Origin of the sequence: Flavonifractor sp. An92, assembly GCF_002159175.1 — a bacterium.
Lineage (GTDB): Bacteria > Bacillota > Clostridia > Oscillospirales > Oscillospiraceae > Pseudoflavonifractor_A.
On the sequence record NZ_NFGZ01000001.1, the window covers coordinates 1 to 25,351 of the forward strand.

Consider the following 25,351-nt stretch of genomic DNA (forward strand, 5'->3'; position numbering starts at 1 on the left):
CGGAGGACGATCCCCGGCAGTGGCTGACCAAGGCCACCGAGACGGCCTACTATAACTTCCGTGCCGATGAAACATACCAGCAGGAATACTTTCGCCGGGGCCTGAGCCAGCCAAAAGGAAGCCGGGCGAACATCATGGCCCGGGTGCTGGAGAAGAACCCGAGGTTTATCCACGAGCCTATCTACACGGAGCAATTGGATGGGCAGGCCCGGAATATCCTAAAGGGATATGCTGTTGGGCGTCTGCTGGTGCCAGGGGACAACCGTTTTCTCTCCGGTGATCTGCTGGAGCTGCTGCGGCAGTTAATTGCGCCTCGTGTGTTCCAGTTGCCCGGTGAGCGGGACTTCTGCAACCAAGTGCTGGGAGACCTCTTCGCGGAGGACTGTTTCTTTGCTCCCGGCGCAGCCTATGACCATGAGGACAGCTGTACTCTGCTCCGTAATCCCCACATTGCCCGGAACGAGGAATTGCAGCTGTCGGTGTATCCAGAGGGCGACAAACTGCGCCAGCACTACCTGGGCCACCTCACCGATGTGGTCATGGTGTCTGCTGACAGTTTGGCGGCGGAGCGGCTGGGCGGCGCCGACTACGACGGCGACCTCATCAAGACCATTGCCGATCCCATCCTGAACCGCTGTGTGAAACGGAACTATGATTACGATGTCCATCAGCAGCTCTCCAACAATGCCAACCTGCCCCTGCTGAAAATTCCATCCTTATCCGCACCCAAGTCTGACGCCAACGACTGGCAGGCTCGTTTTCAGACGGTGGAGAACACCTTTGCTGCCCGTATTGGACAGATCTGCAACGCCGCCCTGGACCGCAGCGTCATCGCCTACAACGACCACGCCGACCCGGAGGAGCGCAAGCGGTGCCGCCGGGACTTGGAGGCTCTGGCCATCTACAGCGGACTGGAGATCGACGCGGCCAAGACCGGTGTGCGCCCCAATCTGGATGAATTTCTGGGCGTGAGGAAGGTAAAACGCACTCCATTCCTCCAGTACAAATATCTGGTGGAGCGGGCGGAGGAACGCCGCCGTGCCTGGTACGAGCCCACCCACCGGGAGCGGCTGGAGACCTTCTTTGCCGGGATCGACTGGGACACGGTGGACTCCCCGGTGGAGCGATTGCCCTGGCTGGCCCGCCAGCTGGAGCGCAACACGCCCAAGATTCAGGAGAAACCAGCGAAGGACAGCGAACTATTCACCTTCGCCCAGGAACGAAGTTGGAAGAAACAGCTGGACCAAAACATTCTTTCTTCTGTCTCTGCCTTGCTGTGGGACTACGAGCACTGCCTCTCCCGCATCCGGGCCTGCCGCGCCCCTGCCAAGGGACAGCAGCGGAAAACGGATATCGACCGCATTCTCTACGCCAGGGGACAGGAAGAAGTCTACGACAGCGACGAACTGTATGCCTTCTTCCAGCAGTTCTCCCCGGAGCGTATCGCCGCTCTGCGAAAGGAGATTGTGGAACAGCAGTGGCACCTGATGGCAGAAGGACAGAGAGAACCATTTCTGCGGGAGCATCTGCCGGAGGCGGTAGACTACTATGATCTTCTGACCGATTTCCGCCACGGTGGGTTCCGTCTGCTGGGGGATCTGGTCTGTGATATGGACGATCTGGAGGCGGCCCGGGAGCGGAAACAGCTCCGACGCCCAACAGATTCTCCAGCTTTCCAGAAGATGATGGAGGCCTATCTGTCTGCCCCCTTCAGCGGCAACGAGCGGGCCGTGGTGTCTAAGGTCTGCCGCAAGCTGTTGAATAAGATTATCCGTCCCAGCCTGGCGGTACCCTATGTGGTAGCCCTGGGTAAGCGGAACCTGCTGTGGGACCTGCTGCCGGATCACATCGAGGAACATGTTCTGGAGGTGGACCATGCTGAATGAGTGGAAGGAATTTCAGGACTACACCGGTGCGGTAAACTATACCGCCCGGAACAAGCAGGACACCACCTATCTGGGCCGCTTTACCTTCGACACCATTTTGGATTTCGAGGGACTCAACCGGGTGCTGACCATCCTGGCAAGAGGGTTTGCGTTTCATAATGAGGATGGCAGCCCCGCCGAAGCACCCCGGGAACGCATCGACTATGCCAAGCGGGGCCTGTGTGCCTGGTGCAGTGTGCCGGACAGCAAAAAAGCCACGCCCCGGGAGGCGTGGCAGTTCGGCAGTGATTTTAGGAACCTTCATTCGGAATTCCATGGTCTTGTAGATGAAAACGGCAGCGGATGGTTTCACCGCCATGTGCATCGGGTGGTGGCTTTTGTGCGGGAGAATCCAGGGAAGGTATCCAGCAGCGCCCAGAAGAAGTGTGCCGCCATTGAGAAGGGCTTTGACCGGGCCTGGCGGGACAAGGTGATCCAGATGCAGATCCCCTTGTTCGCCCCCACCACCAAGGGGCAGTGGGGATTGCGGTTTGACAGCTTTCTGGCCCAGGCTTTGGAGTTGGGACCGCTCTGGAATGAGGAACCAGAGCTGCCGCCCACGCTGGTGGAGCAGCTTCGCAGCCTCACACCCAAGGGTGTTCCTGTGGAGATGGTTGAGACACTGGTGGCCTACTACCTTCTCAACGAGCCGGAAGATTCCGACTGGGTAGTGCTGCCGGTGACCAACTTTGACGCATACTTCGGCACCACCAGCTTTGGGCGGAAGTATCTGAAACAAATCCCGGAGACTATTTTAGAGCGCTCCGAAACTGGCTTTGGACTGTGCCGGTATCGGCTGGGGGAAGCTATTGTGATTGAGTAGAAAAATCAGGCATCCATCTCCACTTCTTTCGCTGGAGATGGATGCCTGTTCGTTTCGAAATGATTCAGTTCGTATGCCACTTCCCAAGCCAACTGGAACCCGCAAAGGAAACTGTCCACGGAGCGTTGCTCTGCAATTAGATTCTGGGCATCGATAATCCGTAAAACTAACTTCCTTTCTGGTTTTTCCAATCGCTCGATGAGCTGCCGGTGACAGTCATCAATTTCCTGCTCGGTTTCCTCCATAGGCAACGGAGTGTAAAATCTGTCATACAGTAGTTTCAGCGTGTCATTCATGTGCCTCGCCTCCTTATAGCAAGACACAATAGCACAGGTTCGAGGAAATATCCACTATTATATTTTTCAATAATTTAGTTGTCTTAGTCTTCCAAAGGTTCCGATTGATATAATCAGGCTTAATACTCTCTTGTTTTCAAAACCGTCAGCCCCTTGCCATAACCAGAAGTTACATGCCCGGAATTGCGTGTATTGTACTTATAGGTTTTTTACAAAAAGAGCCCGGATCGCATTGAGAACCGCCAGAATCATGACACCTACATCAGCAAAAACCGCCAGCCACATATTTGCAAATCCCAAAGCGACCAACACCAGGCAGAGCAGCTTGATCCCGATGGCCACCACGATGTTCTGATACACTATGCCCAAGCACTTGCGTGAAATTTTGATCGCCTTGGCAATCTGCATGGGATCGTCATCCATCAGAACCACATCTGCAGCCTCGATAGCGGCGTCAGAACCCATGGCACCCATGGCAATACCGATATCGGCGCGGCCCAGCACGGGGGCGTCGTTGATACCGTCCCCCACAAAGGCCAGCTTTTCCTTGCCTCGCTTTCTGGCAAGTAGCTCCTCTACCTTTTCCACTTTGTCAGCTGGGAGCAACTGGCTGTACATCTGATCCACCCCCAGCTCCTCCGCTACCTGATCGGCCACTTGCTTGGCATCCCCGGTGAGCATCACCGTTTTGTATACACCAGCGGACTTCAATGCCTGGATAGCCTGCCTGGAGGTGGGCTTTATCAAGTCGGAGATGACAATGTGCCCGGCATATTGTCCGTCAATCGCCATGTGGATGATGGTTCCCACGCTGTGGCAACTGATGTAAGGAATACCCAGACGATCCATCAGCTTATCATTGCCGGCCGCCACGGTGTGGTCGTCCACCACGGCGGTGACTCCGTTGCCGCTGATTTCCTGGATTTGGGATACCCTGCTGCGGTCGATTTCCTTGCCATAGGCACGCTGCAGGCTCTTGCTGATGGGATGGCTGGAGGCTGACTCCGCCAGCGCAGCATATTCCACCAGTTTGGCGTTTTCAATTTCATTGTGGTGAATTCCGTTGACCTCAAAGACCCCTTGGGTCAGAGTGCCGGTTTTATCAAACACCACAATGCGAGTTTGTGACATAGATTCCAGATAGTTGGAGCCCTTTACCAATACACCGGCCTTGCTGGCTCCGCCGATGCCGGCAAAGAAGCTCAGGGGAATACTGATGACCAGGGCGCAGGGACAGCTGGCTACCAGAAACGTGAGCGCCCGGTAGATCCAGGTCTCCCAGGCGGGAGATTGTCCCAATCCCAGCATGAGCACCAACGGCGGGAGAATGGCCAGCGCCAGGGCGGCATAGCACACAGCAGGGGTATAGATCCGAGCGAAGCGGGAGATAAAGTCCTCCGACTTGGACTTACGGGAAGAGGCATTTTCCACCAAATCTAGGATTTTAGACACGGTGGACTCCCCAAACGCCTTGGTCGTCTGGATCTTTAACAGCCCGGTCATGTTGATGCATCCACTGATGATGGCATCTCCCGTCTGCACCTCCCGGGGCAGAGATTCTCCGGTCAGGGCGGCGGTATTCAAAGTAGAGGCTCCTTCCACCACCGTGCCGTCGATGGGTACCTTCTCCCCAGGCTGCACCACGATGATGGAGCCGATGTCCACCTCATCCGGATCCACCTGTTCCAGTTTGCCGTCCCGCTCTACATTGGCGTAATCGGGCCGGATGTCCATGAGGTCGCTGATGTTCCGGCGGCTCTTTCCCACAGCGTAGCTTTGGAACCACTCACCCACCTGATAAAACAGCATCACCGCGATGGATTCCAGATAGTCCCCGTTTTCATAGACCGCCAGGGCCAAGGCCCCCAGTGTGGCCACTGCCATCAGAAAGTTTTCATCAAACACCTGACCATTACGGATGCCCTTATAGGCCTTCCGCAGGATATCATAGCCAATGACCAGGTAGTCCACTAAATAGAGAGCCAGCCGCAGCCAACGGCCTGAACTGCCCAGCGAATCAAAGACAGATGTCCCCAAAGACTGGAGGCCCAACAGCAAGACCGTTGCTGCCAGAATGCGCCAGAGCATGACCTTTTGTTTTTTTGTCATACCGCTGCTGGACTTCTGGCCAATGAGCTGCAGCACCGCCGCCAGAAGGGCTACTGCAGCCAGCAGGATATTCACGATCAGTTCCTGCATCGTCTATACTCCTTTCTACCGGTCTCCTCACAGAAAGATCTCGCAGTCAGGCTCTACCTTTTTGCAGGCCTTGACCACGTCCTGCATGACGCCGGCAGGCTCATGACCCTCTTCAAACTCCACGATCATCTTCTGAGTCATAAAGTTTACGGTGGCAATCTGAACGCCAGGAGTCTTGCGGGCAGCCTCCTCCATCAGGTTGGCACAGTTGGCGCAGTCCACTTCGATCTTGTAAGTCTTTTTCATCTTGAAAACTCCTCTCTGAATTCCTTGCTTTCGCTATTACGATTAAGCAAGTATTTAATTGTAGTGTCATCATAGCCGGTGAACCTCCCGCCGTCAATGTTTCAGGACGATATCCTTCCGTTTGGGCAAACGGTTCTTCTGTTTGGGCAAATAGTGAGTGTTTTCTTAACATATAAAAGGACTGGAGTCATCCATGACAACTCCAGTCCTTTTCTTCAATCTATGGTTACAGTCTGTTTCGCTCTCCCCAGTCGCACATCTGGTCCAGAATGGGAATCAGAGACTTTCCACGCTCAGTGAGACTATACTCCACCTTCGGGGGAATCTGCGGATACTCCTCCCGGTGGACCAGCTGATCTGCCTCCAGTTCCTTCAGTGTGGAACTCAGCGTCTTGTAGGAGATCCCCCCAATATACTTTTTCATCTCGTTGAAGCGAACCACCCCAAAACACATGAGGGTATAGAGAATAGTCATTTTATATTTGCCGCTGATCAGAGATAAAGTATAGCTGAACCCGGTATCGGCCAGATTGGCAGATGAAATGCAGGTTTTATATTCCTTTAACTCGCTCATAAACACTTTCCTTTTCGTAAGTATTAAACCTCTACGCAAGTATCGCACTTTGATGTGCGTACTTGTTCTTTTTCCCATTCTTGCTATGATTGTACTATCAGCAGGTGAGAAAGTCAATTTCTCAAGGACAAGGAGGAAATTTTATGAGTAAGAACATCGTAGTCATTACAGGTAGTCCCCGAAAAAATGGCAACAGCTTTGCCATGACGGATAGTTTCATCCAGGCAGCGGAGGCAAAGGGACACACCGTCACCCGCTTTGACGCAGCCATGATGAAGATCGGCGGCTGCCATGCCTGCGAGACCTGTTTCAAAACTGGGAAGGCCTGCTCCTTTGACGATGACTTCAATATCATCGCACCGGCTATCCTGAAGGCTGATGCCATTGTCTTTACCATGCCCGTCTATTGGTACTCCATTCCCGCCCAGATCAAAGGCGTTATCGACCGGATCTATTCCCTGGTGGTGGGTGGCAAGGACATTGCCGGGAAAGAGTGCGCCCTCATCGCCTGCTGCGAGGAGGAGGATCTGTCTGTACTGGACGGTGTGCGCATCCCCATGGAGCGAACAGCTGCCCTCAACAAGTGGAAGATGGTGGGCGAAGTGCTGATTCCCGGCGTCTTGAACGCAGGCGACATCAACAAGACGGACGGCTGCCGGCAGGCCGCAGAGCTGGTGGATAAGATCTGAAAGGAAGAAAAGGAATGGGCAAGCAGATCGTAATTCTCAATGGCAGTCCCCGGCGAAAAGGAAACACTTCAGCCCTGGTACGCGCCTTTACAGAGGGTGCGGAAAAGGCCGGGCATATCGTCCGGGAATTCTTTTTGAGCGATATGAATATCCACGGCTGTAAGGGCTGCTTCAGTGGACACAGTACAAAAGAATGTCCCTGTATCCAGAGAGACGACATGGATCAGATCTATCCGGCGGTGCGGGAGAGCGATGTGGTCGTATTGGCATCGCCGCTGTATTACTGGAACCTGAGCGGCCAGCTTCGAACAGCCATGGACCGTCTTTTTGCGCTGGAGGAGAACGATGGAAATCTGCTCCGGGGACATGACCGCTTTGGCGTGCTACTGATGGCTGCGGAAGGCCACGATTTTGAAGATGTACAGGCATACTACAGCCACCTAATGAAGCATCTTCGATGGACAGAACTTGGTCATGTTTTGGCCGGCGGAAACGCAGATGTGGGGGATATTGACGGAAAACCTGAGCTTCAGCAGGCTTATGCACTGGGACAATCCATTTGAGATTCCTGCTCTCACGAAACGGCCAAACAAAATATCAAAAGGAAGGCCGGAGCGGTGTTGCTCCGGCCTTCCTTTTGCCTGCGACATCAGGTTCTTTTTCGTTTCCCCGTATTCTCCGACCCCCTGACCTCCTCGTGGTAGAAATAGTCCACAATCACCGGGTGGCCCGGCTCCGCCAGGCCATAGGGCAGTTCGTTATCCACAAAGGGACAGCCATTTTCGATCGCCAGCTGCTCTGCTTGCTGCTCAAGGTCACGGAAATAGCTCCGATCACCCTTTTGATAGATGGCCTGATACAAGTTGATCAAGTGTGGATACTTTTCATGGATGTAGTCTAAAATCTCCTGCTTGAATCCGCCCCGCAGGTTCAGGTTCTCCAGCCAGACCAGGTCGCACTGATTCTTCACTCGATGGAAAATGGCCTTAAAATCCGTGATACCGGGAAATACCGGCGCGATAAAGCAGACCGTACGGATACCCGCGTCGTAGACCTGCTTCATGGCACAAAGCCGTCGCTCAATGCTCACTGCCTTGTCCATATCCCTACGAAAATCCTCATCCAGTGTATTGATGGACCAGGAGACGGTCACCTTTCCCATCTCCCGGAGCAAGTCAATATCCCGCACCACCAGGTCGGACTTGGTACAGATGAGGATCTCCGCCCCGCTGCCTTTCAGCTGCTCTAACAGCTTGCGAGTGTTTTGAAACTGCTCCTCTTGGGGGAGATAGCCGTCGGTCACCGAGCCGATGACCACCCGCTGTCCCCGGTATTTTTGAGAATTTTTGATCTCCCGCCAGTGCTTTACATCCAGAAAGGTCCCCCAGGGCTCGGTGTGCCCGGTAAAGCGCTTCATAAAGGAGGCGTAGCAGTACTTACAGCCGTGAGTGCAGCCCACATAGGGGTTTACGGAGTAGCCTCCTACGGGCAGATTGGATTTGGTCATGATGTTTTTTGTCTCCACATCCCGGATCAGGATATCGTTTTCCATCATTTCTGCCATTTGGCTTGTTCCTCCAGTACCTTATGAAATGCGGTGGGTAATTCCTGCATCATCTGTTCCTCTCCCATAATGGGAAGCAGGTCTTCCTTCATAAAGACCGGGATACCCAGGGTATGGGCTTGGTCGGTCAGGTTCCACACCCACTCCGGCTTGGATACAGATTTTCCTTTTCGGCGTCCAGTTTCAGTTCCGATGACCACCCACTCGATCCCTGTGAAATCCACTGGCCCGATGTCGTCAAACATGGGCTCAAAGGTGGCGTGATAATGTCCGCCGCGGATATGCTCCCGCAGTGCCGGGATCCGGTTCTTTTCCTTACAAGAGGTAACGGTCACGCCGAACCAGGCGTTATCCAGATGGGTAGAGAAATCGATTTCCTCCGGCCGCTTGGTCAGGAACAGATACTGGTGCTGGGGATTGCGCTCCATTTTGGCAAATACCTCATCCCGCCACTCTGCTCTCCAGCCGGAAAAGTCACTCATTCCAGTAAGCAGAAAAATCTGGGGGCGAGTTTTCTCCATAAGCCGCAATTTTCCGGGGAAGTACTCCGGCTTCTCAAAATCATCAATCATATGGAACCGTCGTACATTATTTCTGGCATAACAGTAGCTGCAGCCGATGGTACAGCCAATGACCAGATTCATGTTCTGAATCTGGGATTTGATGCACACCGCCATTGGAATCTCCCCCAGTCATTTCTGCCTTAGCCTTCCACTGCCGGGGCGACTTTTCCAAAGCCATTCCAGGCATAGAGACCCTGTTTGCTCTCGTCACCCAGGAACTTGTCCACCTGGCAGATATGCATGATATGGTCGCCCACCTCTACAGTCTGCTGTAAAGTAGCTACCATGGCAAGGCGGGTATCCGCAGGAATCTGAATGTCGCTGCCCTCTACGGAGGTCATCTCAATGTGGTTTTCCTCCACCTTGTGGCTGGTGGCACCGGTGGAACTGCCGCAGGCCACCACGGCCTGAGTCAGACTCTCCCCCGGAACTGTCACGATCACCTTGCCGGTTTCCCGCACCCGCTTGCCGGTATGGGACTGCTTGCCAGCGGCAAAGCCGACCATGGGCGGGTTGAAGGACAGGTAGGACACAAAGCAGATGGGGGCCAGGTTCGTGGTGCCGTCTTCATTCTGGGAACAAATCAGGGTCAGGGGATTAGGGGAGGTCAGGACAGTGGCCTCCATGATGTTCAGTTCTTTCATAAATCAATACCTCACTCTCAATTCGTTCTGTCATTGACATCCCATTTTGATGTCGATATAATTATTATACTTAGAAGAAATAACGGTGCAAGTACGCAGATTATTTGTACTTGGTACGAAAAACCATACCGATGGAGAGAGTGCTGCGTTATGAATCAATCCATGACCTATGAGGAATTTCAAGCCCGAGTGGGCAGTGTTATCCTGACCGAAAACGGAAACTGCCCGGTGACCCCGGTGGTTCAGATGCTCCAGGGGAAATGGAAGCTCCAGATCATCTACGAGCTCTGTATCCAGTCTCCCATGCGGTTTGGGGAACTGAAAAAGATGCTCAAACCTATCACAAACACCATGCTCACCAACGCATTGAAAGAGCTGGAGGGGGATGGTCTGGTACACCGGGAGCAGTATAATGAGATCCCGCCCCGAGTAGAGTATTCCCTGACAGAAAAGGGAACGGATTTGCTGCCCATTTTCTACGCCATCTCCCAGTGGGGCATGAAATATATCCCTTGAGCAAGTGGCTTTCCAAGAGTTCTCCAAAACAACAAGAGACGCCGGAATGGTTTGACAATCGGTCAAATCATTCCGGCGTTTTTTAAAAGGAAACGGTACGCAAGTCGAGCTTGTCTGCCTCTGTAACCGGTCTTAAGGGACGGCAGGGCGTTCCTGCGGCAACAACGCCCGCGGGGATGTCCCGGGTCACCACGCTTCCAGCCCCAATGATGGAACCCTTCCCGATGGTGACTCCTCCGCATATCACAGCATTGGCACCAATCCACACATCCTCCTCCAAGGTAATAGGGGCCGATGTGGTAATCGTCTCTGCCCGCTGTTGGGCATCCATGGCGTGGCCCACACAACTGATACATACGCCGGGGGCAATAAAGGCGTTGGCCCCGATATGCACCGGGGAAGTATCCAGAATCACACAGTTATAATTGATAAACGCCAGTCCGTGAGTATGGATATTGAACCCATAATCGCAACGAAACCCAGGCATGACAAAGGTTTTCGGATCACATGTACCAAACAGCTTTTTCAAAATCTCTCTGCGCCGCTCCTCCTGCCCGGGCGGCAGCTGATTATACTCCCAGCACAGCTGCTCGGCATTTTTCTTCAGACTTTGAGGAAGATGAAAGTTATAGACGCTGTACGGAGTGCTGCTTGTCAAAAGTTCCATTGGTTCCATCGTTTGTTTCACATACCTTTCCTCTGCTAATGCTCATTTATGGTCAAATACTCAGAAATTCCAACAAATCGTTTTTCCATGCGGCAAAATCCCGCAACCCCAAATCATATAGGTTTCGTTCCGCATCCTCTTTCATGGAGTAAGTCCCCACGCGGATGGGCTCACTGGCAGCAAAGACAAAGGCAGTCCCATCCCGTTCCAGGGAAAACACATCCTTCCAATTTTCGTTGTACACTACATGGCGACGATCAATAGCATCCACAATGTTGGGGTAACTGCGGCAGGCCCGCCGATACAGCCTGCGCATACCCTGAGGCTTTCGTACATAGTCCCGGTCCTTGGAGAGAATGACCACCAGCTTATCACACCCCTGCTCCAGGGCGCGGCGAACCGGGATGGCATCGGTAAGGCCTCCGTCAAAGTAGGGCACTCCGTTGAGTTCCACCGGATGGCAAGCAACCGGGATGGCACTGGAGGCCATGATCAGGCGGTAATCGTCCTGCGCCATCATCTCCCGCCCATAGTACTCCGGCAATCCTGTCAGCGCGTTTGTGACCACAATCTCGTACTCCGCCGGGTTGTTCATCAGAGCGGGAAAATCCAGAGGATCTTCTCCTTCTTTGCGGGTCAATTCACCATAGATGTACTTCAATCCAAACAGATCTCCGGTTTTCAGCAGGCTTCTCAAACCGAAGTAATTCTGCGAATGAATATGCTCCGTAAAAAAACGAAGATTCCGGCCTCTTTGCCCCGCCAGATAGGAAGCCAGATTGCCAGATCCACCGGATACGCCAATGCAATAATCAAACGTAATCCCTTCGTCCAGAAAGGCATCCAGAATCCCAGCGTTATAGGCGCACTTCATCCCGCCGCCTTCCACCACCAATCCGATCTTTTTCTGCGTGTTCGTTGTCAACATCTCCTCATGGGGTAAAGTCCCGCTCTGCCTTCTGCTCCAGCTCGTCCAGCTTTTTACCGTACCGGTCTATGATGTCTTGCAGGGTGATGGTCTGCATTTTTTGTTCGGCAGCCTTCTGGATCTCCTGGTAAAAGTCCGCAATGCTCAGCTGCACATAGATCCCCACGCCACATTCCGGATTGGTATCAATATCCCAGTGAAGTAGGGGCTTATTGCCCTCAATTGCCCGGTAGACATCCAACACCGTGATCTCATCCGGGCGCCTGGTCAATTCCGCATTGGCCTGTCCCTGTGAGCTGGTAATCATGCCGGCACTCTTCAGCTTGGCCATTAGCTGCCGGATATAGGCCGGGTTCGTTTTTACACTTTCTGCGATCTTAGCACTTGTGATCCGCTGACCGGCTCCCATACTGAGAAAGGCCAATATATGAAGTGCGTCACTCAACTTGGTAGAGTATTTCATGGGCTCACCTCAAAAATTTTTAATTGCCTACTTGTAATTTATAAAATAACATGCTATGCTTGCAACATGTAATTATTATAATAACAGGTTGGAGGAATCATGTCAACTATGCTACTGAACCACAAAATATTCATTGATTCCGCCGTCCACCGCCAAAATGTGCAGGTCTTGGTAGACAAAATTAGTGGGGCCGATGCAATTTTGGTGGGCGCTGCGGCGGGTATGTCAGCTTCCTGCGGCTTCAACTTCTTCTATCAAAACGATGCGATATTTGAGCAATACTTGGGAGACTTCCACCGAAAATATGGATTTACCGGTGCCTTCAATGGATTTTACTACCGTTATCCGTCCCCGGAGGCCCACTGGGCCTTCCTTGCCCGAATGGGTTACATGGAGTATGAATGTCCCACAGGTCAGCCCTATTATGACCTGATGAAGCTGCTTCAGGATAGGAATTACCACATTATGACTACAAACCAAGACTTTCAGTTTACCCGCGTGGTATCAGAAGATAAGCTGAGCGCCATCCAAGGGGACTCCCGTTATTATCAGTGCAGCCGCCGCTGCCACGACGAGATCTACTGGAACAAAGAGATGGTTTATGAAATGAACGATGCAATTGATGAAAATCTCTGTATCCCGGCAGAATTGATCCCTCGGTGTCCCAAATGCGGTGCGGAAATGGAACCTTGGGTGCGAGGCTATACCTTTTTGGAGGGTAAGAAGTACAAGGAAGAATACAGAAAGATCAATGAGTTCCTGACTGCTAATCAGAATAAAAAAATCCTCTTCCTGGAGTTGGGGGTGGGGCGCATGACCCCCATGTTTATTCAGGAACCCTTTTGGAATCTGACCTATTCTCTCCCGCAGGCATATTACATCACCATCAACCCAAAAGACGCGCTCCTGCCCCAAGCGTTATCTCAAAAGGGTTGGGCCATCAAAGAGGATATTGCCGCTGTCTTGCAGGATGCGGCAGCACATATGTCCGGAAAGGAAGACTCATCATGTATGATCTAAGACCAGTCGCAGAGAAAATTCAAAAAGCGGATGCCATCTTGATTGGAGCCAGCAATGGCCTGTCCATGACTGAAGGACTGCACCTCTTTGCAGATAACCAGGCATTTGAGAATTTGTTCGGCGACTTTAAGGACAAGTACGGCCTTCGGTGCCTGCTGCATGGGATGGGAACCCGCTGGCCTTCAGAAGAAGTAAAATGGGCCTTCTGGAGCAGGCTCATCCACCACTACTGCGGACAGTATCAACCCACACAGGTCATGCAGGGCTTGAAAGCCATTGTGGGCAACAGGGACTATTTCGTCCTTACCTCCAACGGAGAATGTCACTTTGAACGCAGCGGATTTGCACCGGAGAAGATTTATGAAATCGAGGGGACCTGGCTGGCCATGCAATGCGCCCGCCCCTGCCATGATACCCTCTATCCCATTTTGGAGTTGGCAGAGCAGATGGCAGCTGCGGAACAGGATGGCAGAATCCCCTCTGATTTGGTGCCCCGGTGTCCCCGATGCGGCGGCCCCATGGAGGTTCATATGGCAGCAGGGCCGAATATGGTTCCGGACCACGGCGCCACGCAGAGATTCCAGAGTTTTCTGAACCAATATCACGAAAAAAAGCTGGTCGTGTTGGAGTTGGGGATCGGATGGCGCAATCAACTCATCAAAGCGCCTCTGATGCGTTTGGTGGATCAGGAGCCCAACGCCACCTATGTTACCATCAATCTGGGCGAGGTCTACATTGCAGACAGTATCAAACGCAAGTCATTTGGTCTGGACGGCTCGCTGGGCGAGATTTTATCCGCCCTTCGGGAGGCGGATAAACGATGAACATATCAGGAAAGGAGACACTAAATATGAAATTGGGAATTATTCGTTGTACGCAGACAGAGGACTATTGCCCCGGAAGTGGGGATCTTCAAACCATCCGTGAGCGGAAAGGCGCTTTTGCAGGTGTGGAGGATATTGAGCTGGTGGGTTTTATCAACTGCGGAGGCTGTCCCGGAAAGAAAGTAGTGCTGCGGGCGAACTCTCTGGTTAGCCAGGGGGCGGACACCATTGCGTTTGCCTCCTGTATCCAAAAGGGCACGCCCATCGGCTATCCCTGCCCCTTTGCCAAGCGGATGAAGGATCTGGTACAGAATGCCGTTGGCGACAAGGTTCAAATCCTGGACTATACCCACGACGCAGGACCGAAACAGGAATAAGTTTGCACCCGCACCTACCTGTGGTATGATAAATCAAACAGGAGGGTGATCCGATGCAAACCACTTCTTTGCCTCACGACCATGGACAGCCCATGGAGCAAGAACTGCAGAATATGCCCAGCGTGGAGAATTTTCAGACGCTGTCAGATATTTTTAAGCAGCTGGGGGACGGCAGTCGCCTGCGTATTTTCTGGCTGCTGTGCCACTGCGAGGAATGTGTGGTCAATCTCTCCGCCATGGTAGGGATGAGCAGTCCGGCGGTATCCCATCACCTCAAACTACTGAGAGCCGCCGGTTTGATTGTCAACCGCAGGGCGGGAAAAGAAGTATATTATACCGCGGCAAACACACAGCAGGCTCAGCTGCTCCATCACATGATTGAAGACTTAGTAGTAATTGCCTGCCCATCAAAGCAAAATTTGTGAGGAAGTTCGCATGAAACAACAGGAACCCACACATGTCACACAGCAATTACAGGATGTTCCGGCCGGAGGCCTGACAATCGTTCGCAATTCTCCATCCGGTCAGGAGTATGTCCTTCTAACCGGGCAATTTTCTGCAAAAACAGTTGGAAAAGGGAAAATAGAAGCCTACCATGTATTCCCCGGCGTCGACGCTTCCTACAACCTGCTGTCAGCTGCGGAAATCACCGTACACCACGCTGCTTCCTCCTCTGTTCTGGAGCTGTTCTACTGCCGTAACGGCCGTGTAGGCTGGAATATGCGGGGTGGCACAGCGGTCTATTTGGGTGCCGGAGATCTCACCGCTCACAGCTCCGCTTGCTGTGCGGACTCGGCCATAATGTTTCCGTTGGGCTATGCGGAGGGCATTTCTCTTTCCATCGATTTGCCGGTCCTGGACGCAAATTGCCCGGAAATTCTAAAAGAGTCCGGCTTGGATCTTCCAACCATACAAAGCACCTTTTGCGGTGAAAAACCGGTAGCTATCCCGGCCTGCCCGGAACTGGAAGGGATCTTTGCGCCCCTGTATTCAGCCCCCTCTTTCCGGCGCAGGGCTTACTTACAGCTCAAAATCCAGGAGTTGCTGCTCTATCTCTCGGATGTGGAGCCCGAAAAGCATGCACTGACGCAATACGGTTCTCAACAGACGGAACTGATCAAGGAAATCCACCGTCAGCTGACAGAACATTTGGATCAGCGGTTTACCATTGAGGCACTCTCCAAGCAATACCTCATCAACACCTCCACGCTGAAGGAAGTCTTTAAGACCGTATATGGCCTGCCCATTGCCACTTACATGAAAGAATACCGCATGGCACAGGCCATGAAACTGCTGAGAGAAACCAGGATTCCGATCTCCGAAATCGCAGATCGGGTGGGCTACGAAACCCAAGGGAAATTTTCAAAAGCATTCAAAGATGTGACACAGATACTCCCAACCGAGTATCGTCGTACCCAGGATTCCAATTGGAACGATTAAAACAGGCAAAAGATTTTAGCCACAACCGCTTGAAGGGCACCCCTTTTGCAAGGAGTGCCCTTCAAGCGGTTTTTTGTAATCTCGTTGATTGTTCAGATAATCTGATTGCCGGTAGACCAGACATGGTCCTTTTTCGCTGCAGCAATCGTGTTCTGGGCCATGACACCCACCAGCGGATGGGGGGTGTAAAGCTCCTCCAGGTAGGCACACTCCTCCACCGTCAGGGCGAGATCCACCGCCTTGGCGGCCCCTTCGATGTGATGGAGTTTTGTAGCTCCAACCACCGGAGCGGTAACACGGGTCAGCAGCCAGGCCAGGGAGATTTCTGTCATGGAAACGCCCCGGCGGTCCGCCAGCTCCGCCACCCGGGTCAAAATGGGAGCGTCCTGATCGTGAGCCGCGCCGTATTTGAGTTGGGCGTAGCTGTCCTCCTGAAGCCGCTTGGAGGTCTCACCGGAGCGCTTGGAAAGCCGCCCGCCGGCCAGAGCGCTGTAAGGGGTCATGGCAATGTTCTCCTCCCGGCAGTAGGGTGCCATCTCCCGTTCCTCTTCCCGGAAGATCAAGTTGTAGTGCCCCTGAACGGAGACAAATTTGGTAAAGCCCTCTTTCTCCGCCAAGGCGTTGGCCTTGGCGAGCTGCCAGGCAAAGCAGTTGGAAATGCCGATATACCGAGCCTTGCCCGCCTTTACAGCGTTGTTCAGTCCCTCCATGATGTCATAAAGGGGCGTCTGGTGATCCCACATGTGATAGATATAGAGATCTACATGGTCCATCCCCAGGTTCTGAAGGCTCTTGTCCAGCATCCGCCGAATGTGCTCCTGGCCGCTGATGCCGGCCTCAATTTCCTCATTGGTGCGGGGCAGGAACTTAGTAGCTACCACCACCTCGTCCCGCTTGGCAAAGTCCCGCAGGGCCCGGCCCACATACTGCTCGCTGGTGCCACTCTGGTAGCCAATGGCGGTGTCAAAAAAATTAACCCCAAGCTCCAGTCCTCGCTTGATGATCTCCCGGGAATGCGCCTCGTCAATGGTCCAGGAGTGCTGACCGTTTTGGGCGTCTCCGAAGCCCATGCACCCCATGCAGATACGGGAGACATTCAAATCAGATTTGCCCAGTTTTGTATATCTCATATCGATTCACCTCAGAGTTTCAACCCGGACACCCATGTTTTCAGTTCGTCCGCGTTCAGCCGTCCGTTGAGTAATCGTCCATCCACGATCCTGGCACCGGGCACACTGGCGCGTAGGCTAACAGCCGATTTGCCCAGCCCGCTGCCGCCGGAGGTGGCAAAAAGGATAATGGTCTTGCCGGTAAAGTCGTAACTCTCCAGGAAGGTGTTGACAATAGTGGGAGCAACATACCACCAGATAGGAAAGCCCAGGAAAATGACATCGTGCCCAGCAATGGGGGCATCCGTATCGGCCAGGGCCGGACGGGAGTGCTTGTCGCTCATCTCCACACTGCTGCGGGAGCCCTTGTCCATCCAGTTCAGGTCCGCTCTTGTGTAGGGAATTGCGGGTTTGATTTCATAAAGGTCAGCATCTGCGGCCTTTGCCAGGACCTTTGCCGCCTTAGCGGTGGTACCGCTGGCGGAGAAATAAGCAACCAATGCGTTCATAGATGAAACCTCCTTTGACCTCATTGTAAATCCAGCACCTAAAAATGTAAAATACTCATTTCCTATTTAGAAATATTCTTGTAAGGCATTTTTATATTGCCGGATGGGAGTGGATATGATACGATGGACTCAAGGAGGCAGAACCATGGAACTTCGTGTCTTGAAATATTTTCTGGCGGTGGCCAGGGAGGAAAACATTACTAAGGCAGCAGCTCTGCTTCACCTGACCCAGCCTACTCTCTCCCGGCAGCTGATGCAGCTGGAGGAGCTGGGGGTGCAGCTCTTTCACCGCAGTCGGTATCACATCGTTTTGACCGACGAAGGGATGCTGCTTCGGCGCCGTGCCCAGGAGCTGGTGGATCTGGCGGAGAAAACGGCTCAGGAATTTCGGAAGGACCCGGAACTGCGGGGAGAGATCTCCATTGGCAGCGGTGACCTGGAAGGAATGTATGTGCTGGCGGAGCTGCTGGCCTCGTTTCAGAAGCTGCACCCCCAGGTGACCTATCAGATCTACAGCGGGAACGCCGACCACACCAAGGAGCGCATTGAAGGCGGGACCCTGGATCTGGGCCTTTTGCTGGAGCCCGTGGATATCAGCAAATATGATTTTATTCGGATGCCGGTGAAGGAACACTGGGGGGTTTTGGTCCATGAGGACTCCCCTCTGGCCCAGCAGGAGGCGGTAACGCCGAAGGATCTGGCTGGAATCCCCCTGATCCTTACCCGGCGTGGGCTGATCCAGCAGGAGATGGAGCGCTGGTTCGGCCCCTATGCCCAACAGCTCCAGGTGAACGCCACAGGGAACCTGCCCTACAACATGGCCCTGCTGGCCGGCGCCCACATTGGTGCCTAACACCGCCATTCAGTTCCTTATCGGAACACTGAAAGCGGTATTTTTTATAGCCCCTCGTCTATCATTTTCATCAAACCATACACCGCAGTCCATGGGCAGAAAACTTACCACCTTGCGAGAGCGCTGCGTTCGCATCGCAGAGGTCGAGGGTTCGATCCCCTTCGAGTCCACCAAATTGAGAAAAATCACCGCCGAAAAAGAGCGTTGCCATAAGAAAACATGAAAAAACCCAGTAAAATCAATGTTTTTTAGGGCAGCGGAAAACGGGGCAGGTCAAAACAACTGAATAATCAGGCAGAAACAGGGTGTTGTCAAGCATGACAGCGCCCTTTTCTGTTTCCCCGGCCAAGCCGCAGATTTTGAAAAAAGTCTGCGGCTTTTCTTTTTGCCCAAACGCAGAAAGGAGGCGACGGCCTATGTACTTCACTTCCGGCAGCGACCGGGCCTTTGAACAGCTCATGCAGGGCAAGCCCGGTTTCGACCACTACGACAGCGGCGAGGCGGTCACGCCGGAGGACTGCGGCACCTGCCGCTTTTATCGCCCGCACTGGAAATATCAATTCTGCGTCTATGCGGAATGTCCCTACCAGCCGGGCAAGCTGACCGCCTACGACGCGGTGACATTTCGAGTGAAAGGAGTTGACGACGAGATGGCAGTTTTTCGTGTGGAGAAAAACCGGGGCTACACGGTGATGTCCAACCACCACCTGCGGAATAAAGACCTGTCCCTGAAAGCCAAGGGCCTGTTATCGCAAATGCTCTCCCTGCCGGAAAATTGGGACTATACGCTCAAAGGCTTATCCCTTATCAACCGGGAGCAAATCGACGCGATCCGGGCCGCAATCCGGGAGCTGGAACAGGCCGGGTACATCGTCCGATCCCGTGAGCGCGACAGCCAAGGGCGCTTGCGTGGCGCGGACTATGTGATCTACGAACAGCCCCAGCCGGTGCCGGATTCACCTACGTTGGAAAATCCAATGTTGGATAATCCAACGCAGGAAAAGCCTACGTTGGGAAAACCAACGCAATTAAATAAAGATATATCAAGTAAAGAAAAATCAATTACTGATGTATCAATTACCGATTCCATTCCTATCCTTTCCCGACCCTCTCCTTTGGAGGACGAGGCGGCACAGCCGCCGGAACGGAAAGGAACGGGAGCGAAATCACAGAGCGCCATAGAGATTTATCGTGAGATCATCATGGACAACATCGAGTACGAACACCTTTGCCAGCACGCCAAGGGCATTGACCGGGAAACGCTGGACGAGATCGTGGACTTGCTGGTGGAAACCGTGTGCAGCGCCCGCAAGACCATCCGTATTGCCGGAGACGATTACCCGGCAGAGCTGGTGAAATCCAAGTTTATGAAGCTGGACAGCAGCCACATTGAATTTGTGTTCCAGTGTTTGAGCAAGAACACTTCGGAAATCCGCAACATCAAGAAATACCTATTGGCTATGCTGTTCAACGCCCCCAGCACCATGAACGGTTACTATACCGCACTGGTGGCCCATGACATGAACACCGGCAAAATCTGAAAGGAGGACGGCCCTATGAAACAGGGTGCATTGATCTTCGACGAGCGCAGCGACCGTTACGACATTCGCTTTGATCTGGCGGACTACTACGGCGGCCTGCACTGTGGGGAAACCTTTGACGTGATGGTGGGCGGCAGGTGGAAGCCCACCCGCATTGAGTACGGGGACGACTGGTATCTGGTTGGCATCCGCGCCGACGACCTTTCCGGCCTGCGGGTGAGGATTTAATCGGGGACAACCGGCGCAAGCGGCTGTCCCTTTTCTGTTTCCTGCGGCGGCTGACGGTGCCACCTTAACCGTGCCGCCGCACTTCTGCGAAAGGAGGGATAGCGATTGCAGGAGGAAGTAACCCAAAAGACAATGGCCTTTTCCATCAAATCGGCCAAGCTGACGGCCCAAGTGCTGCAAGCGGCGGCCCGCAAGTTTCTGGAAGCCAGAAACAAGGGCAAGACCAAGCTGCACCACGGCCAGCAGAGCCTAAAGCAGCTCAAAAAGCACGGGGCGGCCCTGTCCAACATTGAGATCACCGACGCCAATATCGGCCTTTTCCGGCCCTGCGCCAAGAAATACGGCGTGGACTTCACGCTGCGGAAAGACGCCACCACCCATCCCCCGCACTACATTGTGATTTTCAAAGCCAAGGACGCCGACAACATGGAACAGGCGTTCAAGGAGTTCACAGCCAAGAAATTGCAGCGGGAGGAACGACCCTCAATCCGCAAGGATATTGCCGCAAGCAAGGAAAAGGCGGCGGCCCGCAACGCTGACCGGGCCAAGGAGAAATTCAAGGAAAGGGGGCTGTCACGATGAAGCCGGAAGTGAAAAAGCTGATAATCGCCAACCTGCCCTATCTGCTGTTTGTCTATCTGTTCGGCAAGTTGGGGCAGGCGTACCGGCTGGCGGAGGGCATCGACCTTTCCCAAAAGCTCCTGCACTTTGCGGACGGCTGCGCGGCGGCCTTTGAAAGTGCCGCCCCCAGCTTCAACCCCTTTGACCTGCTGATCGGCGTCGCCGGTGCTGCGGCGCTGCGGCTCATGGTGTACTGCAAGGGCAAGAACGCCAAGAAATACCGCAAAGGCGTGGAGTACGGCAGCGCCCGATGGGGCGGCCCCAAGGATATAGCCCCCTATATCGACCCCAATTTTGACAACAACATTCTGCTGACACAGACGGAACGGCTGACAATGAACAACAGGCCGAAAGACCCCAAGACCGCCCGCAATAAAAATGTTCTGGTGATCGGAGGCAGCGGCAGCGGCAAGACCCGGTTCTTCGTGAAGCCGAACCTGATGCAATGTGTGTCCAAGGACTATCCGACCTCTTTCGTGATAACCGATCCCAAGGGCAGCTTGATCGGTGAAGTGGGCCAGCTCCTTATCCGCAGCGGCTACCGCGTGAAAGTGCTGAACACCATCAACTTTTCCAAGAGCATGAAATACAATCCGTTTCGGTATCTGCACTCGGAAAAAGACGTGTTGAAGCTGGTAAACACCCTCATCTGCAACACCAAGGGCGAGGGTGAAAAAAGCGCGGAAGATTTTTGGGTGAGTGCGACTCGTTCGCAGGCGGTAAAAAGTCTGCGCACGGGCAACGGTTTTCCGTTGTTCGGAGAACTGATAGTTTGATAGGTGGAATGACGGGGTAACGCCCTGAAACGCCTACCCTTGATGGGCGTGCATTAGCTGTAATGGCTTTTGTACGAAGCCCCATGACAAAGGCTGAGAGTAACCGTAACCACTGCCAAAAGTGGTCGAAAGCGGTCTGGCGGCAGACTGTGTTACCTATAGGCCGAGGGTCTATAAGATACCTATGGTTAGAATGTTCGCTTTGGCGGGCGGACTGACGAACCTGCGAATGTACAGGTCTAAAAGAAGACCACGCAGAAATGCGTGGGTGCGTTAAAGCGCAGTCGGTGTGGTTCAGTAGAAATTTGCCCTACGAACGACCATGCTGTGTTACAGGCACAGGCAAGCCGACAGGTCTATAGCAGGAACCTAAGGGTATGTATGTACAGATAGAACTATCGGAACGAGGAAAGGCAGCAGATTCCGCAAGGAATAGTTTGACGAAGAACAATAAGCAGACGAACTGCTGCTGAAAAGCAGTGGTCGAACCTATGATGTGCTTGCGTTATGTGAGCTACGGAGGAATGGCCACAAGTCGGTTGAGATAAACAGGCATTATTCAATCCAACATAAGGATTCGAGTAAGACCAAAAGGGTCACTTTCGTAAAAGGAGGTGATGCCTTATGCCAAAGAAAAGCAAAAATCTATGTGTAGATGATTTACGTCACGCCGAGTATTACGGTATGCAGCCAGTTTTTGACGAACTCTACCGTCGAAGTCTGGATGGAGACAACTTTACCGACCTCATGGATATAATCCTAAGCCGGGATAACATTCTTTTGGCATATCGGAACATCAAAGCAAACGGAGGAAGCTACACAGCAGGAACAGACAACAAAAACATTAGTGACATCGGGTGTTTACCGCCCGAAACAGTTGTGGAGAAAGTGAGGTTTATTGTCACAGGAAGTCATCACGGATACCGACCAAAACCGGTCAGGCGTAAAGACATTCCGAAGCCAAACGGCAAGACCCGCCCGTTGGGTATTCCTTGTATCTGGGACAGGCTGGTACAGCAATGTATCAAGCAGGTCATGGAGCCTATCTGCGAAGCGAAATTCAGCGACAATAGCTACGGCTTTCGCCCGAACCGCTCCGTAGAACACGCCATGCAGAGAACCTATACCATGCTCCAGCGAATGAATCTGCATTATGTGATTGAGTTTGATATAAAGGGCTTTTTCGATAATGTAAATCACAGTAAGCTGGTGCGGCAGATATGGGCTTTGGGAATACACGACAAACAGTTGATTTTTATTATCAAGCGGATTCTGAAAGCACCGATTAGAATGCCAGACGGCACTACCCTCATTCCAGACAAAGGCACACCGCAAGGTGGTATCATTTCACCGCTACTTGCGAATATCGTGCTGAATGAACTGGATAACTGGGTAGAGAGCCAATGGCAGAACCACCCTCTTGTAAAGGAATACGGGTATGAGAGGAAAATCAGAAACTCGATTACTTTTGACCGGAGCAAGGCATTTCTCAAAATGAGGAAAACGGGACTGAAAGAAATGTACATCGTGAGATATGCAGATGATTTCAGAATCTTCTGTCGGAATAAAGAGGACGCCTTGAGAACAAAAGAAGCTGTAACAGCGTGGATAACTGAGAGGCTAAGGCTTGAAGTATCGCCGGAGAAAACAAGGATAGTCAATGTCAGAAAACGCTATTCAGAGTTTCTCGGATTCAAGATACGGGTCAGACCAAAAAGCGGTAGGTACGCTGTGCAATCTCATATCTGTGACAAAAAGTTGGAACTGGAAAAGCAAAAGCTGGTGGAACAAGCGAAGCGGATTGCCAGACCGTCCAAAGGAAAAAGACCTTTAGACGAGATAAGGCTGTTCAATTCAATGGTTCTGGGAATACAGAATTATTTTCAGCTTGCTACCTGTATCAGTATTGATTGCAGAAAAATCCACAGGCAGGTCATGACAGTTTTAACAAATCGGCTCAATACAGAAACCGGGTGCAAACTTGTTCGAGAAGGCGGTGCAATGACCGAGAGCGAAAAGGAGCGGTTCGGTAAGTCGGCAATGGTGCGGTATGTATCAGGAATCGACCAACCTATCTACCCTATCGCATATATCAAGAACAAGATACCGATGGCAAAGAAAACAGCGGTATGCAGTTACACGGCCGACGGACGGACATTGATACACACAAACCTAAGCCTGAACTCATTTGTTCTGGCGGGTTTGAGAAATCAACCGTCTATGGGTCGAAGCACAGAACTCACAGACAGCAGGATTTCATTATTCTCTGCTCAACGTGGAAAATGTGCGCTAAGTGGAGAACTCTTTGAAAATGCGGCTGACATCGTATGCTGGCTGAAAACTCCGGCAGAATTTGGCGGCAGGGAACGCTATCAAAACATGATTTTGTTCCACAGGAGATTCCTTCCGCTTCTGCAAAGACGCCCGATGAATGAGCTGAAAGCGATAGCTGATGCTCTCAAAACAACAAAGGAACTGATGTTAAAAGTGAACAGTCTGCGTGAGCGGGCTGGTTTGTCCGCAATAGAATAATAGTATTTCATTTGGAGATTGATTAAATGCTTGTGAAAACAATCGATGGAACGCCGGATGCGGTGAAAGTCGCACGTCCGGTGTGAAGTGGGGGAAAATCCGGCGATAACTTCAAAGGATTACCTATCACTATAATCGGAACGGCTGTTCTACACGGCCCTGATCGGCTATATCTGGCAGGAAGCGCCGGAGGAAGAAATGAACTTCACGACGCTGCTTGAAATGATAAATGCCAGCGAAGCCCGCGAGGACGACCCGGAATTTCAATCGCCGGTGGATATGATGTTTGAGCGATTGGAGGAACGCGACCCCGACCATTTTGCCGTCCGTCAGTACAAAAAATTCCTGCTTTCGGCGGGCAAGACACGTTCCTCTATCCTTATCAGCGCGGGCGCGAGAATGGCCCCGTTTGACATTCGGGAAGTCCGGGAGCTGATGGAGGACGACGAACTGGAACTTGACACCATCGGGGACGAGAAAACGGCGCTGTTCCTGATTATGTCGGACACGGACACCACCTTTAATTTCATTCTGGCAATGGTACAGAGCCAGCTTATCAACCTGCTTTGTGACCGGGCCGATGATAAATACGGCGGGCGGCTGCCGGTTCACGTCCGCATGATACTGGACGAGTTTGCGAACATCGGCCAGATACCCAACTTTGACAAGTTGATCGCCACCATCCGAAGCCGTGAAATCTCGGCTTCTATTATTTTGCAAAGCCAGTCACAGTTAAAGGCCATCTACAAGGACGCTGCGGAAATCATTTCCGACAACTGCGACTGTACGCTTTTCCTTAGTGGGCGGGGCAAGAACGCCAAGGAAATCTCTGACGTGCTGGGCAAAGAAACTATCGACAGCTACAACCAGAGCGAAAACCGGGGCGCACAGACCTCTCACGGATTGAATTATCAGAAGTTAGGAAAGGATATGCCATACTTGTTAATGAAGAGTTCAGCTGCCTTGAATTTGACATGAACAGGGACACGATCAGCTGGATTCGGAGAAAAATCGAATACAGGAGGTCGCTTATGGAACACTTACCGAAGAAAACCAGTGAAAACAGCATCGGCTATACGCTGGTCGGTGATTATTACATCCCAGACTTACAGCTGCCGGAAGAAAGCCGCCCCATTGGGATTTGGGGCCGTATGCACAAAGCCTATCTGGAGCAATGCCATCCAGTCCAGTATAATGATCTGCTCTTGACCGGCAAACTCTGGACATACTTGGCTGATCTGAACGAGCAGGCACAAAATCGGCTGAATTGTATCATTGCCCAGATGAAAAAAACCGAGGGGATTACGGAGGAATTGAAAGCCCGTGACCAGCTGGCGTGGGTTGGAGCTATGAACAGCATCCGAAACCGTGCGGAGGAAATTGTCCGTCACGAACTAATCTACGATGCAAAGGAGGTGCTGTGA

Annotated in this window: 28 protein-coding genes and 2 pseudogenes; 18 read left to right on the forward strand and 12 right to left on the reverse strand. The window is 52.6% G+C overall.

Annotated features, from left to right (window positions below):
- Both B5G43_RS00005 and B5G43_RS00010 read left to right on the forward strand, forming a co-directional pair.
- A partial coding sequence (locus B5G43_RS00005; RefSeq protein WP_087257598.1) for a hypothetical protein occupies positions 1-1,886 on the forward strand: 1,886 nt, incomplete at its 5' end.
- Complete coding sequence (locus B5G43_RS00010; protein WP_087257601.1) at positions 1,876-2,748, forward strand: hypothetical protein; 873 nt, start codon at positions 1,876-1,878, stop codon at positions 2,746-2,748. The genes B5G43_RS00005 and B5G43_RS00010, both read left to right, overlap by 11 nt.
- Positions 2,749-2,753: 5 nt before the next feature.
- On the opposite strand, the gene B5G43_RS00015 is transcribed toward B5G43_RS00010, so the two are convergent.
- From B5G43_RS00015 to B5G43_RS00030, 4 genes are all read right to left on the reverse strand, one after another.
- A complete protein-coding gene (locus B5G43_RS00015; protein ID WP_006572273.1) occupies positions 2,754-3,044 on the reverse strand; it encodes a DUF6809 family protein in 291 nt (96 codons plus the stop codon).
- A 198-nt stretch (positions 3,045-3,242) separates the two neighbouring features.
- Positions 3,243-5,243, reverse strand: coding sequence for a heavy metal translocating P-type ATPase (locus tag B5G43_RS00020; protein WP_087257605.1), 2,001 nt, complete (start codon positions 5,241-5,243; stop codon positions 3,243-3,245).
- 27 nt (positions 5,244-5,270) lie between these two features.
- Positions 5,271-5,489, reverse strand: coding sequence for a cation transporter (locus tag B5G43_RS00025; protein ID WP_087257609.1), 219 nt, complete (start codon positions 5,487-5,489; stop codon positions 5,271-5,273).
- Positions 5,490-5,715: 226 nt separating this feature from the next.
- Complete coding sequence (locus tag B5G43_RS00030) at positions 5,716-6,063, reverse strand: helix-turn-helix domain-containing protein (RefSeq protein ID WP_006572276.1); 348 nt, start codon at positions 6,061-6,063, stop codon at positions 5,716-5,718.
- A 143-nt stretch (positions 6,064-6,206) separates the two neighbouring features.
- Between B5G43_RS00030 and B5G43_RS00035 the strand changes: the two genes are divergently transcribed.
- Both B5G43_RS00035 and B5G43_RS00040 read left to right on the forward strand, forming a co-directional pair.
- Positions 6,207-6,752 (forward strand): flavodoxin family protein, encoded by a 546-nt coding sequence (locus tag B5G43_RS00035; protein ID WP_006572277.1) that lies wholly within the window; start codon positions 6,207-6,209, stop codon positions 6,750-6,752.
- A gap of 14 nt (positions 6,753-6,766) precedes the next feature.
- Positions 6,767-7,315: a flavodoxin family protein gene (locus tag B5G43_RS00040; RefSeq protein ID WP_006572278.1), complete on the forward strand. Its 549-nt coding sequence runs from the start codon at positions 6,767-6,769 to the stop codon at positions 7,313-7,315.
- Between the two features lie 86 nt (positions 7,316-7,401).
- Here the strand turns inward: B5G43_RS00040 and B5G43_RS00045 are convergent, their stop codons facing one another.
- Genes B5G43_RS00045 through B5G43_RS00055 form a run of 3 tightly spaced genes read right to left on the reverse strand, consistent with a single transcriptional unit; the run spans position 7,402 to position 9,523 of the window.
- Positions 7,402-8,316 (reverse strand): radical SAM mobile pair protein B, encoded by a 915-nt coding sequence (locus tag B5G43_RS00045; protein WP_040646643.1) that lies wholly within the window; start codon positions 8,314-8,316, stop codon positions 7,402-7,404.
- Positions 8,304-8,993: a radical SAM mobile pair protein A gene (locus tag B5G43_RS00050; RefSeq protein WP_006572280.1), complete on the reverse strand. Its 690-nt coding sequence runs from the start codon at positions 8,991-8,993 to the stop codon at positions 8,304-8,306. Before B5G43_RS00050 ends, B5G43_RS00045 begins: the two co-directional genes overlap by 13 nt.
- 26 nt (positions 8,994-9,019) lie before the next feature.
- A complete protein-coding gene (locus B5G43_RS00055; protein ID WP_006572281.1) occupies positions 9,020-9,523 on the reverse strand; it encodes a flavin reductase family protein in 504 nt (167 codons plus the stop codon).
- Positions 9,524-9,673: 150 nt separating this feature from the next.
- Here B5G43_RS00055 and B5G43_RS00060 point away from each other — a divergent pair, with 150 nt between their 5' ends.
- Positions 9,674-10,039 (forward strand): helix-turn-helix domain-containing protein, encoded by a 366-nt coding sequence (locus B5G43_RS00060; RefSeq protein WP_006572282.1) that lies wholly within the window; start codon positions 9,674-9,676, stop codon positions 10,037-10,039.
- Positions 10,040-10,121: 82 nt separating this feature from the next.
- On the opposite strand, the gene B5G43_RS00065 is transcribed toward B5G43_RS00060, so the two are convergent.
- Genes B5G43_RS00065 through B5G43_RS00075 form a run of 3 tightly spaced genes read right to left on the reverse strand, consistent with a single transcriptional unit; the run spans position 10,122 to position 12,097 of the window.
- Complete coding sequence (locus tag B5G43_RS00065) at positions 10,122-10,715, reverse strand: sugar O-acetyltransferase (protein WP_006572284.1); 594 nt, start codon at positions 10,713-10,715, stop codon at positions 10,122-10,124.
- A 43-nt stretch (positions 10,716-10,758) separates the two neighbouring features.
- A complete protein-coding gene (locus B5G43_RS00070; RefSeq protein WP_006572285.1) occupies positions 10,759-11,634 on the reverse strand; it encodes a patatin family protein in 876 nt (291 codons plus the stop codon).
- Between the two features lie 4 nt (positions 11,635-11,638).
- Complete coding sequence (locus B5G43_RS00075; RefSeq protein WP_006572286.1) at positions 11,639-12,097, reverse strand: Rrf2 family transcriptional regulator; 459 nt, start codon at positions 12,095-12,097, stop codon at positions 11,639-11,641.
- 108 nt (positions 12,098-12,205) lie between these two features.
- Here B5G43_RS00075 and B5G43_RS00080 point away from each other — a divergent pair, with 108 nt between their 5' ends.
- From B5G43_RS00080 to B5G43_RS00100, 5 genes are read left to right on the forward strand one after another with little or no spacing between them, the layout of a single operon-like run.
- Positions 12,206-13,117: a hypothetical protein gene (locus B5G43_RS00080; protein ID WP_006572287.1), complete on the forward strand. Its 912-nt coding sequence runs from the start codon at positions 12,206-12,208 to the stop codon at positions 13,115-13,117.
- Entirely contained in the window at positions 13,105-13,941 is an 837-nt protein-coding gene (locus tag B5G43_RS00085; RefSeq protein WP_242960393.1) for an NAD-dependent protein deacetylase, SIR2 family, read from the forward strand. The genes B5G43_RS00080 and B5G43_RS00085 overlap by 13 nt, the downstream gene beginning before the upstream one ends.
- Positions 13,942-13,967: 26 nt before the next feature.
- The gene (locus tag B5G43_RS00090) at positions 13,968-14,318 is read left to right on the forward strand and encodes a CGGC domain-containing protein (RefSeq protein ID WP_087257612.1); all 351 of its coding nucleotides are present in this window, start codon (positions 13,968-13,970) and stop codon (positions 14,316-14,318) included.
- Positions 14,319-14,371: 53 nt separating this feature from the next.
- Positions 14,372-14,743 (forward strand): metalloregulator ArsR/SmtB family transcription factor, encoded by a 372-nt coding sequence (locus B5G43_RS00095; protein ID WP_040646649.1) that lies wholly within the window; start codon positions 14,372-14,374, stop codon positions 14,741-14,743.
- Positions 14,744-14,753: 10 nt separating this feature from the next.
- Complete coding sequence (locus B5G43_RS00100; RefSeq protein ID WP_087257615.1) at positions 14,754-15,758, forward strand: AraC family transcriptional regulator; 1,005 nt, start codon at positions 14,754-14,756, stop codon at positions 15,756-15,758.
- A 92-nt stretch (positions 15,759-15,850) separates the two neighbouring features.
- On the opposite strand, the gene B5G43_RS00105 is transcribed toward B5G43_RS00100, so the two are convergent.
- Positions 15,851-16,888, reverse strand: coding sequence for an aldo/keto reductase (locus tag B5G43_RS00105; RefSeq protein WP_040646651.1), 1,038 nt, complete (start codon positions 16,886-16,888; stop codon positions 15,851-15,853).
- A gap of 11 nt (positions 16,889-16,899) precedes the next feature.
- On the reverse strand, positions 16,900-17,376 hold the full coding sequence (locus B5G43_RS00110; protein WP_006572293.1) for a flavodoxin: 477 nt from the start codon (positions 17,374-17,376) through the stop codon (positions 16,900-16,902).
- Between the two features lie 145 nt (positions 17,377-17,521).
- Between B5G43_RS00110 and B5G43_RS00115 the strand changes: the two genes are divergently transcribed.
- The 8 genes and pseudogenes from B5G43_RS00115 (at position 17,522) to B5G43_RS00155 (ending at position 25,351) form a co-directional block, all read left to right on the forward strand.
- The gene (locus B5G43_RS00115; RefSeq protein ID WP_087257618.1) at positions 17,522-18,229 is read left to right on the forward strand and encodes a LysR family transcriptional regulator; all 708 of its coding nucleotides are present in this window, start codon (positions 17,522-17,524) and stop codon (positions 18,227-18,229) included.
- Between the two features lie 650 nt (positions 18,230-18,879).
- Positions 18,880-19,770, forward strand: a complete 891-nt coding sequence (locus tag B5G43_RS00120) for a DUF6017 domain-containing protein (protein WP_343214364.1) — start codon at positions 18,880-18,882, stop codon at positions 19,768-19,770.
- Positions 19,771-19,785: 15 nt separating this feature from the next.
- Positions 19,786-19,998, forward strand: a complete 213-nt coding sequence (locus B5G43_RS00125; RefSeq protein WP_007047432.1) for a DUF5348 domain-containing protein — start codon at positions 19,786-19,788, stop codon at positions 19,996-19,998.
- Between the two features lie 105 nt (positions 19,999-20,103).
- Positions 20,104-20,580, forward strand: a complete 477-nt coding sequence (locus B5G43_RS00130) for a PcfB family protein (RefSeq protein WP_087257624.1) — start codon at positions 20,104-20,106, stop codon at positions 20,578-20,580.
- A pseudogene (locus tag B5G43_RS00135) lies at positions 20,577-21,317 on the forward strand (type IV secretory system conjugative DNA transfer family protein); the annotation flags it as partial. The gene B5G43_RS00130 and the pseudogene B5G43_RS00135, both read left to right, overlap by 4 nt.
- A gap of 702 nt (positions 21,318-22,019) precedes the next feature.
- A complete protein-coding gene (gene ltrA, locus B5G43_RS00145) occupies positions 22,020-23,927 on the forward strand; it encodes a group II intron reverse transcriptase/maturase (RefSeq protein ID WP_087257629.1) in 1,908 nt (635 codons plus the stop codon).
- Between the two features lie 114 nt (positions 23,928-24,041).
- Positions 24,042-24,857, forward strand: a pseudogene (locus tag B5G43_RS00150) (type IV secretory system conjugative DNA transfer family protein); the annotation flags it as partial.
- A gap of 101 nt (positions 24,858-24,958) precedes the next feature.
- On the forward strand, positions 24,959-25,351 hold the full coding sequence (locus B5G43_RS00155) for a TnpV protein (RefSeq protein ID WP_087257632.1): 393 nt from the start codon (positions 24,959-24,961) through the stop codon (positions 25,349-25,351).

What these genes read in the sequence shown, in the direction of transcription:
- B5G43_RS00065 (WP_006572284.1), bottom strand. Translation starts at nt 10,715, where the DNA reads ATGGAACCAATGGAACTTTTGACAAGCAGCACTCCGTACAGCGTCTAT.
- ltrA (WP_087257629.1), top strand. Translation starts at nt 22,020, where the DNA reads ATGCCAAAGAAAAGCAAAAATCTATGTGTAGATGATTTACGTCACGCC.
- B5G43_RS00090 (WP_087257612.1), top strand. Translation starts at nt 13,968, where the DNA reads ATGAAATTGGGAATTATTCGTTGTACGCAGACAGAGGACTATTGCCCC.
- B5G43_RS00010 (WP_087257601.1), top strand. Translation starts at nt 1,876, where the DNA reads ATGCTGAATGAGTGGAAGGAATTTCAGGACTACACCGGTGCGGTAAAC.
- B5G43_RS00030 (WP_006572276.1), bottom strand. Translation starts at nt 6,063, where the DNA reads ATGAGCGAGTTAAAGGAATATAAAACCTGCATTTCATCTGCCAATCTG.
- B5G43_RS00120 (WP_343214364.1), top strand. Translation starts at nt 18,880, where the DNA reads ATGGCAGTTTTTCGTGTGGAGAAAAACCGGGGCTACACGGTGATGTCC.
- B5G43_RS00080 (WP_006572287.1), top strand. Translation starts at nt 12,206, where the DNA reads ATGCTACTGAACCACAAAATATTCATTGATTCCGCCGTCCACCGCCAA.
- B5G43_RS00115 (WP_087257618.1), top strand. Translation starts at nt 17,522, where the DNA reads ATGGAACTTCGTGTCTTGAAATATTTTCTGGCGGTGGCCAGGGAGGAA.
- B5G43_RS00060 (WP_006572282.1), top strand. Translation starts at nt 9,674, where the DNA reads ATGAATCAATCCATGACCTATGAGGAATTTCAAGCCCGAGTGGGCAGT.
- B5G43_RS00025 (WP_087257609.1), bottom strand. Translation starts at nt 5,489, where the DNA reads ATGAAAAAGACTTACAAGATCGAAGTGGACTGCGCCAACTGTGCCAAC.
- B5G43_RS00125 (WP_007047432.1), top strand. Translation starts at nt 19,786, where the DNA reads ATGAAACAGGGTGCATTGATCTTCGACGAGCGCAGCGACCGTTACGAC.
- B5G43_RS00095 (WP_040646649.1), top strand. Translation starts at nt 14,372, where the DNA reads ATGCAAACCACTTCTTTGCCTCACGACCATGGACAGCCCATGGAGCAA.
- B5G43_RS00105 (WP_040646651.1), bottom strand. Translation starts at nt 16,888, where the DNA reads ATGAGATATACAAAACTGGGCAAATCTGATTTGAATGTCTCCCGTATC.
- B5G43_RS00015 (WP_006572273.1), bottom strand. Translation starts at nt 3,044, where the DNA reads ATGAATGACACGCTGAAACTACTGTATGACAGATTTTACACTCCGTTG.
- B5G43_RS00110 (WP_006572293.1), bottom strand. Translation starts at nt 17,376, where the DNA reads ATGAACGCATTGGTTGCTTATTTCTCCGCCAGCGGTACCACCGCTAAG.
- B5G43_RS00075 (WP_006572286.1), bottom strand. Translation starts at nt 12,097, where the DNA reads ATGAAATACTCTACCAAGTTGAGTGACGCACTTCATATATTGGCCTTT.
- B5G43_RS00055 (WP_006572281.1), bottom strand. Translation starts at nt 9,523, where the DNA reads ATGAAAGAACTGAACATCATGGAGGCCACTGTCCTGACCTCCCCTAAT.
- B5G43_RS00085 (WP_242960393.1), top strand. Translation starts at nt 13,105, where the DNA reads ATGTATGATCTAAGACCAGTCGCAGAGAAAATTCAAAAAGCGGATGCC.
- B5G43_RS00040 (WP_006572278.1), top strand. Translation starts at nt 6,767, where the DNA reads ATGGGCAAGCAGATCGTAATTCTCAATGGCAGTCCCCGGCGAAAAGGA.
- B5G43_RS00035 (WP_006572277.1), top strand. Translation starts at nt 6,207, where the DNA reads ATGAGTAAGAACATCGTAGTCATTACAGGTAGTCCCCGAAAAAATGGC.
- B5G43_RS00045 (WP_040646643.1), bottom strand. Translation starts at nt 8,316, where the DNA reads ATGGCAGAAATGATGGAAAACGATATCCTGATCCGGGATGTGGAGACA.
- B5G43_RS00155 (WP_087257632.1), top strand. Translation starts at nt 24,959, where the DNA reads ATGGAACACTTACCGAAGAAAACCAGTGAAAACAGCATCGGCTATACG.
- B5G43_RS00050 (WP_006572280.1), bottom strand. Translation starts at nt 8,993, where the DNA reads ATGGCGGTGTGCATCAAATCCCAGATTCAGAACATGAATCTGGTCATT.
- B5G43_RS00020 (WP_087257605.1), bottom strand. Translation starts at nt 5,243, where the DNA reads ATGCAGGAACTGATCGTGAATATCCTGCTGGCTGCAGTAGCCCTTCTG.
- B5G43_RS00100 (WP_087257615.1), top strand. Translation starts at nt 14,754, where the DNA reads ATGAAACAACAGGAACCCACACATGTCACACAGCAATTACAGGATGTT.
- B5G43_RS00070 (WP_006572285.1), bottom strand. Translation starts at nt 11,634, where the DNA reads ATGTTGACAACGAACACGCAGAAAAAGATCGGATTGGTGGTGGAAGGC.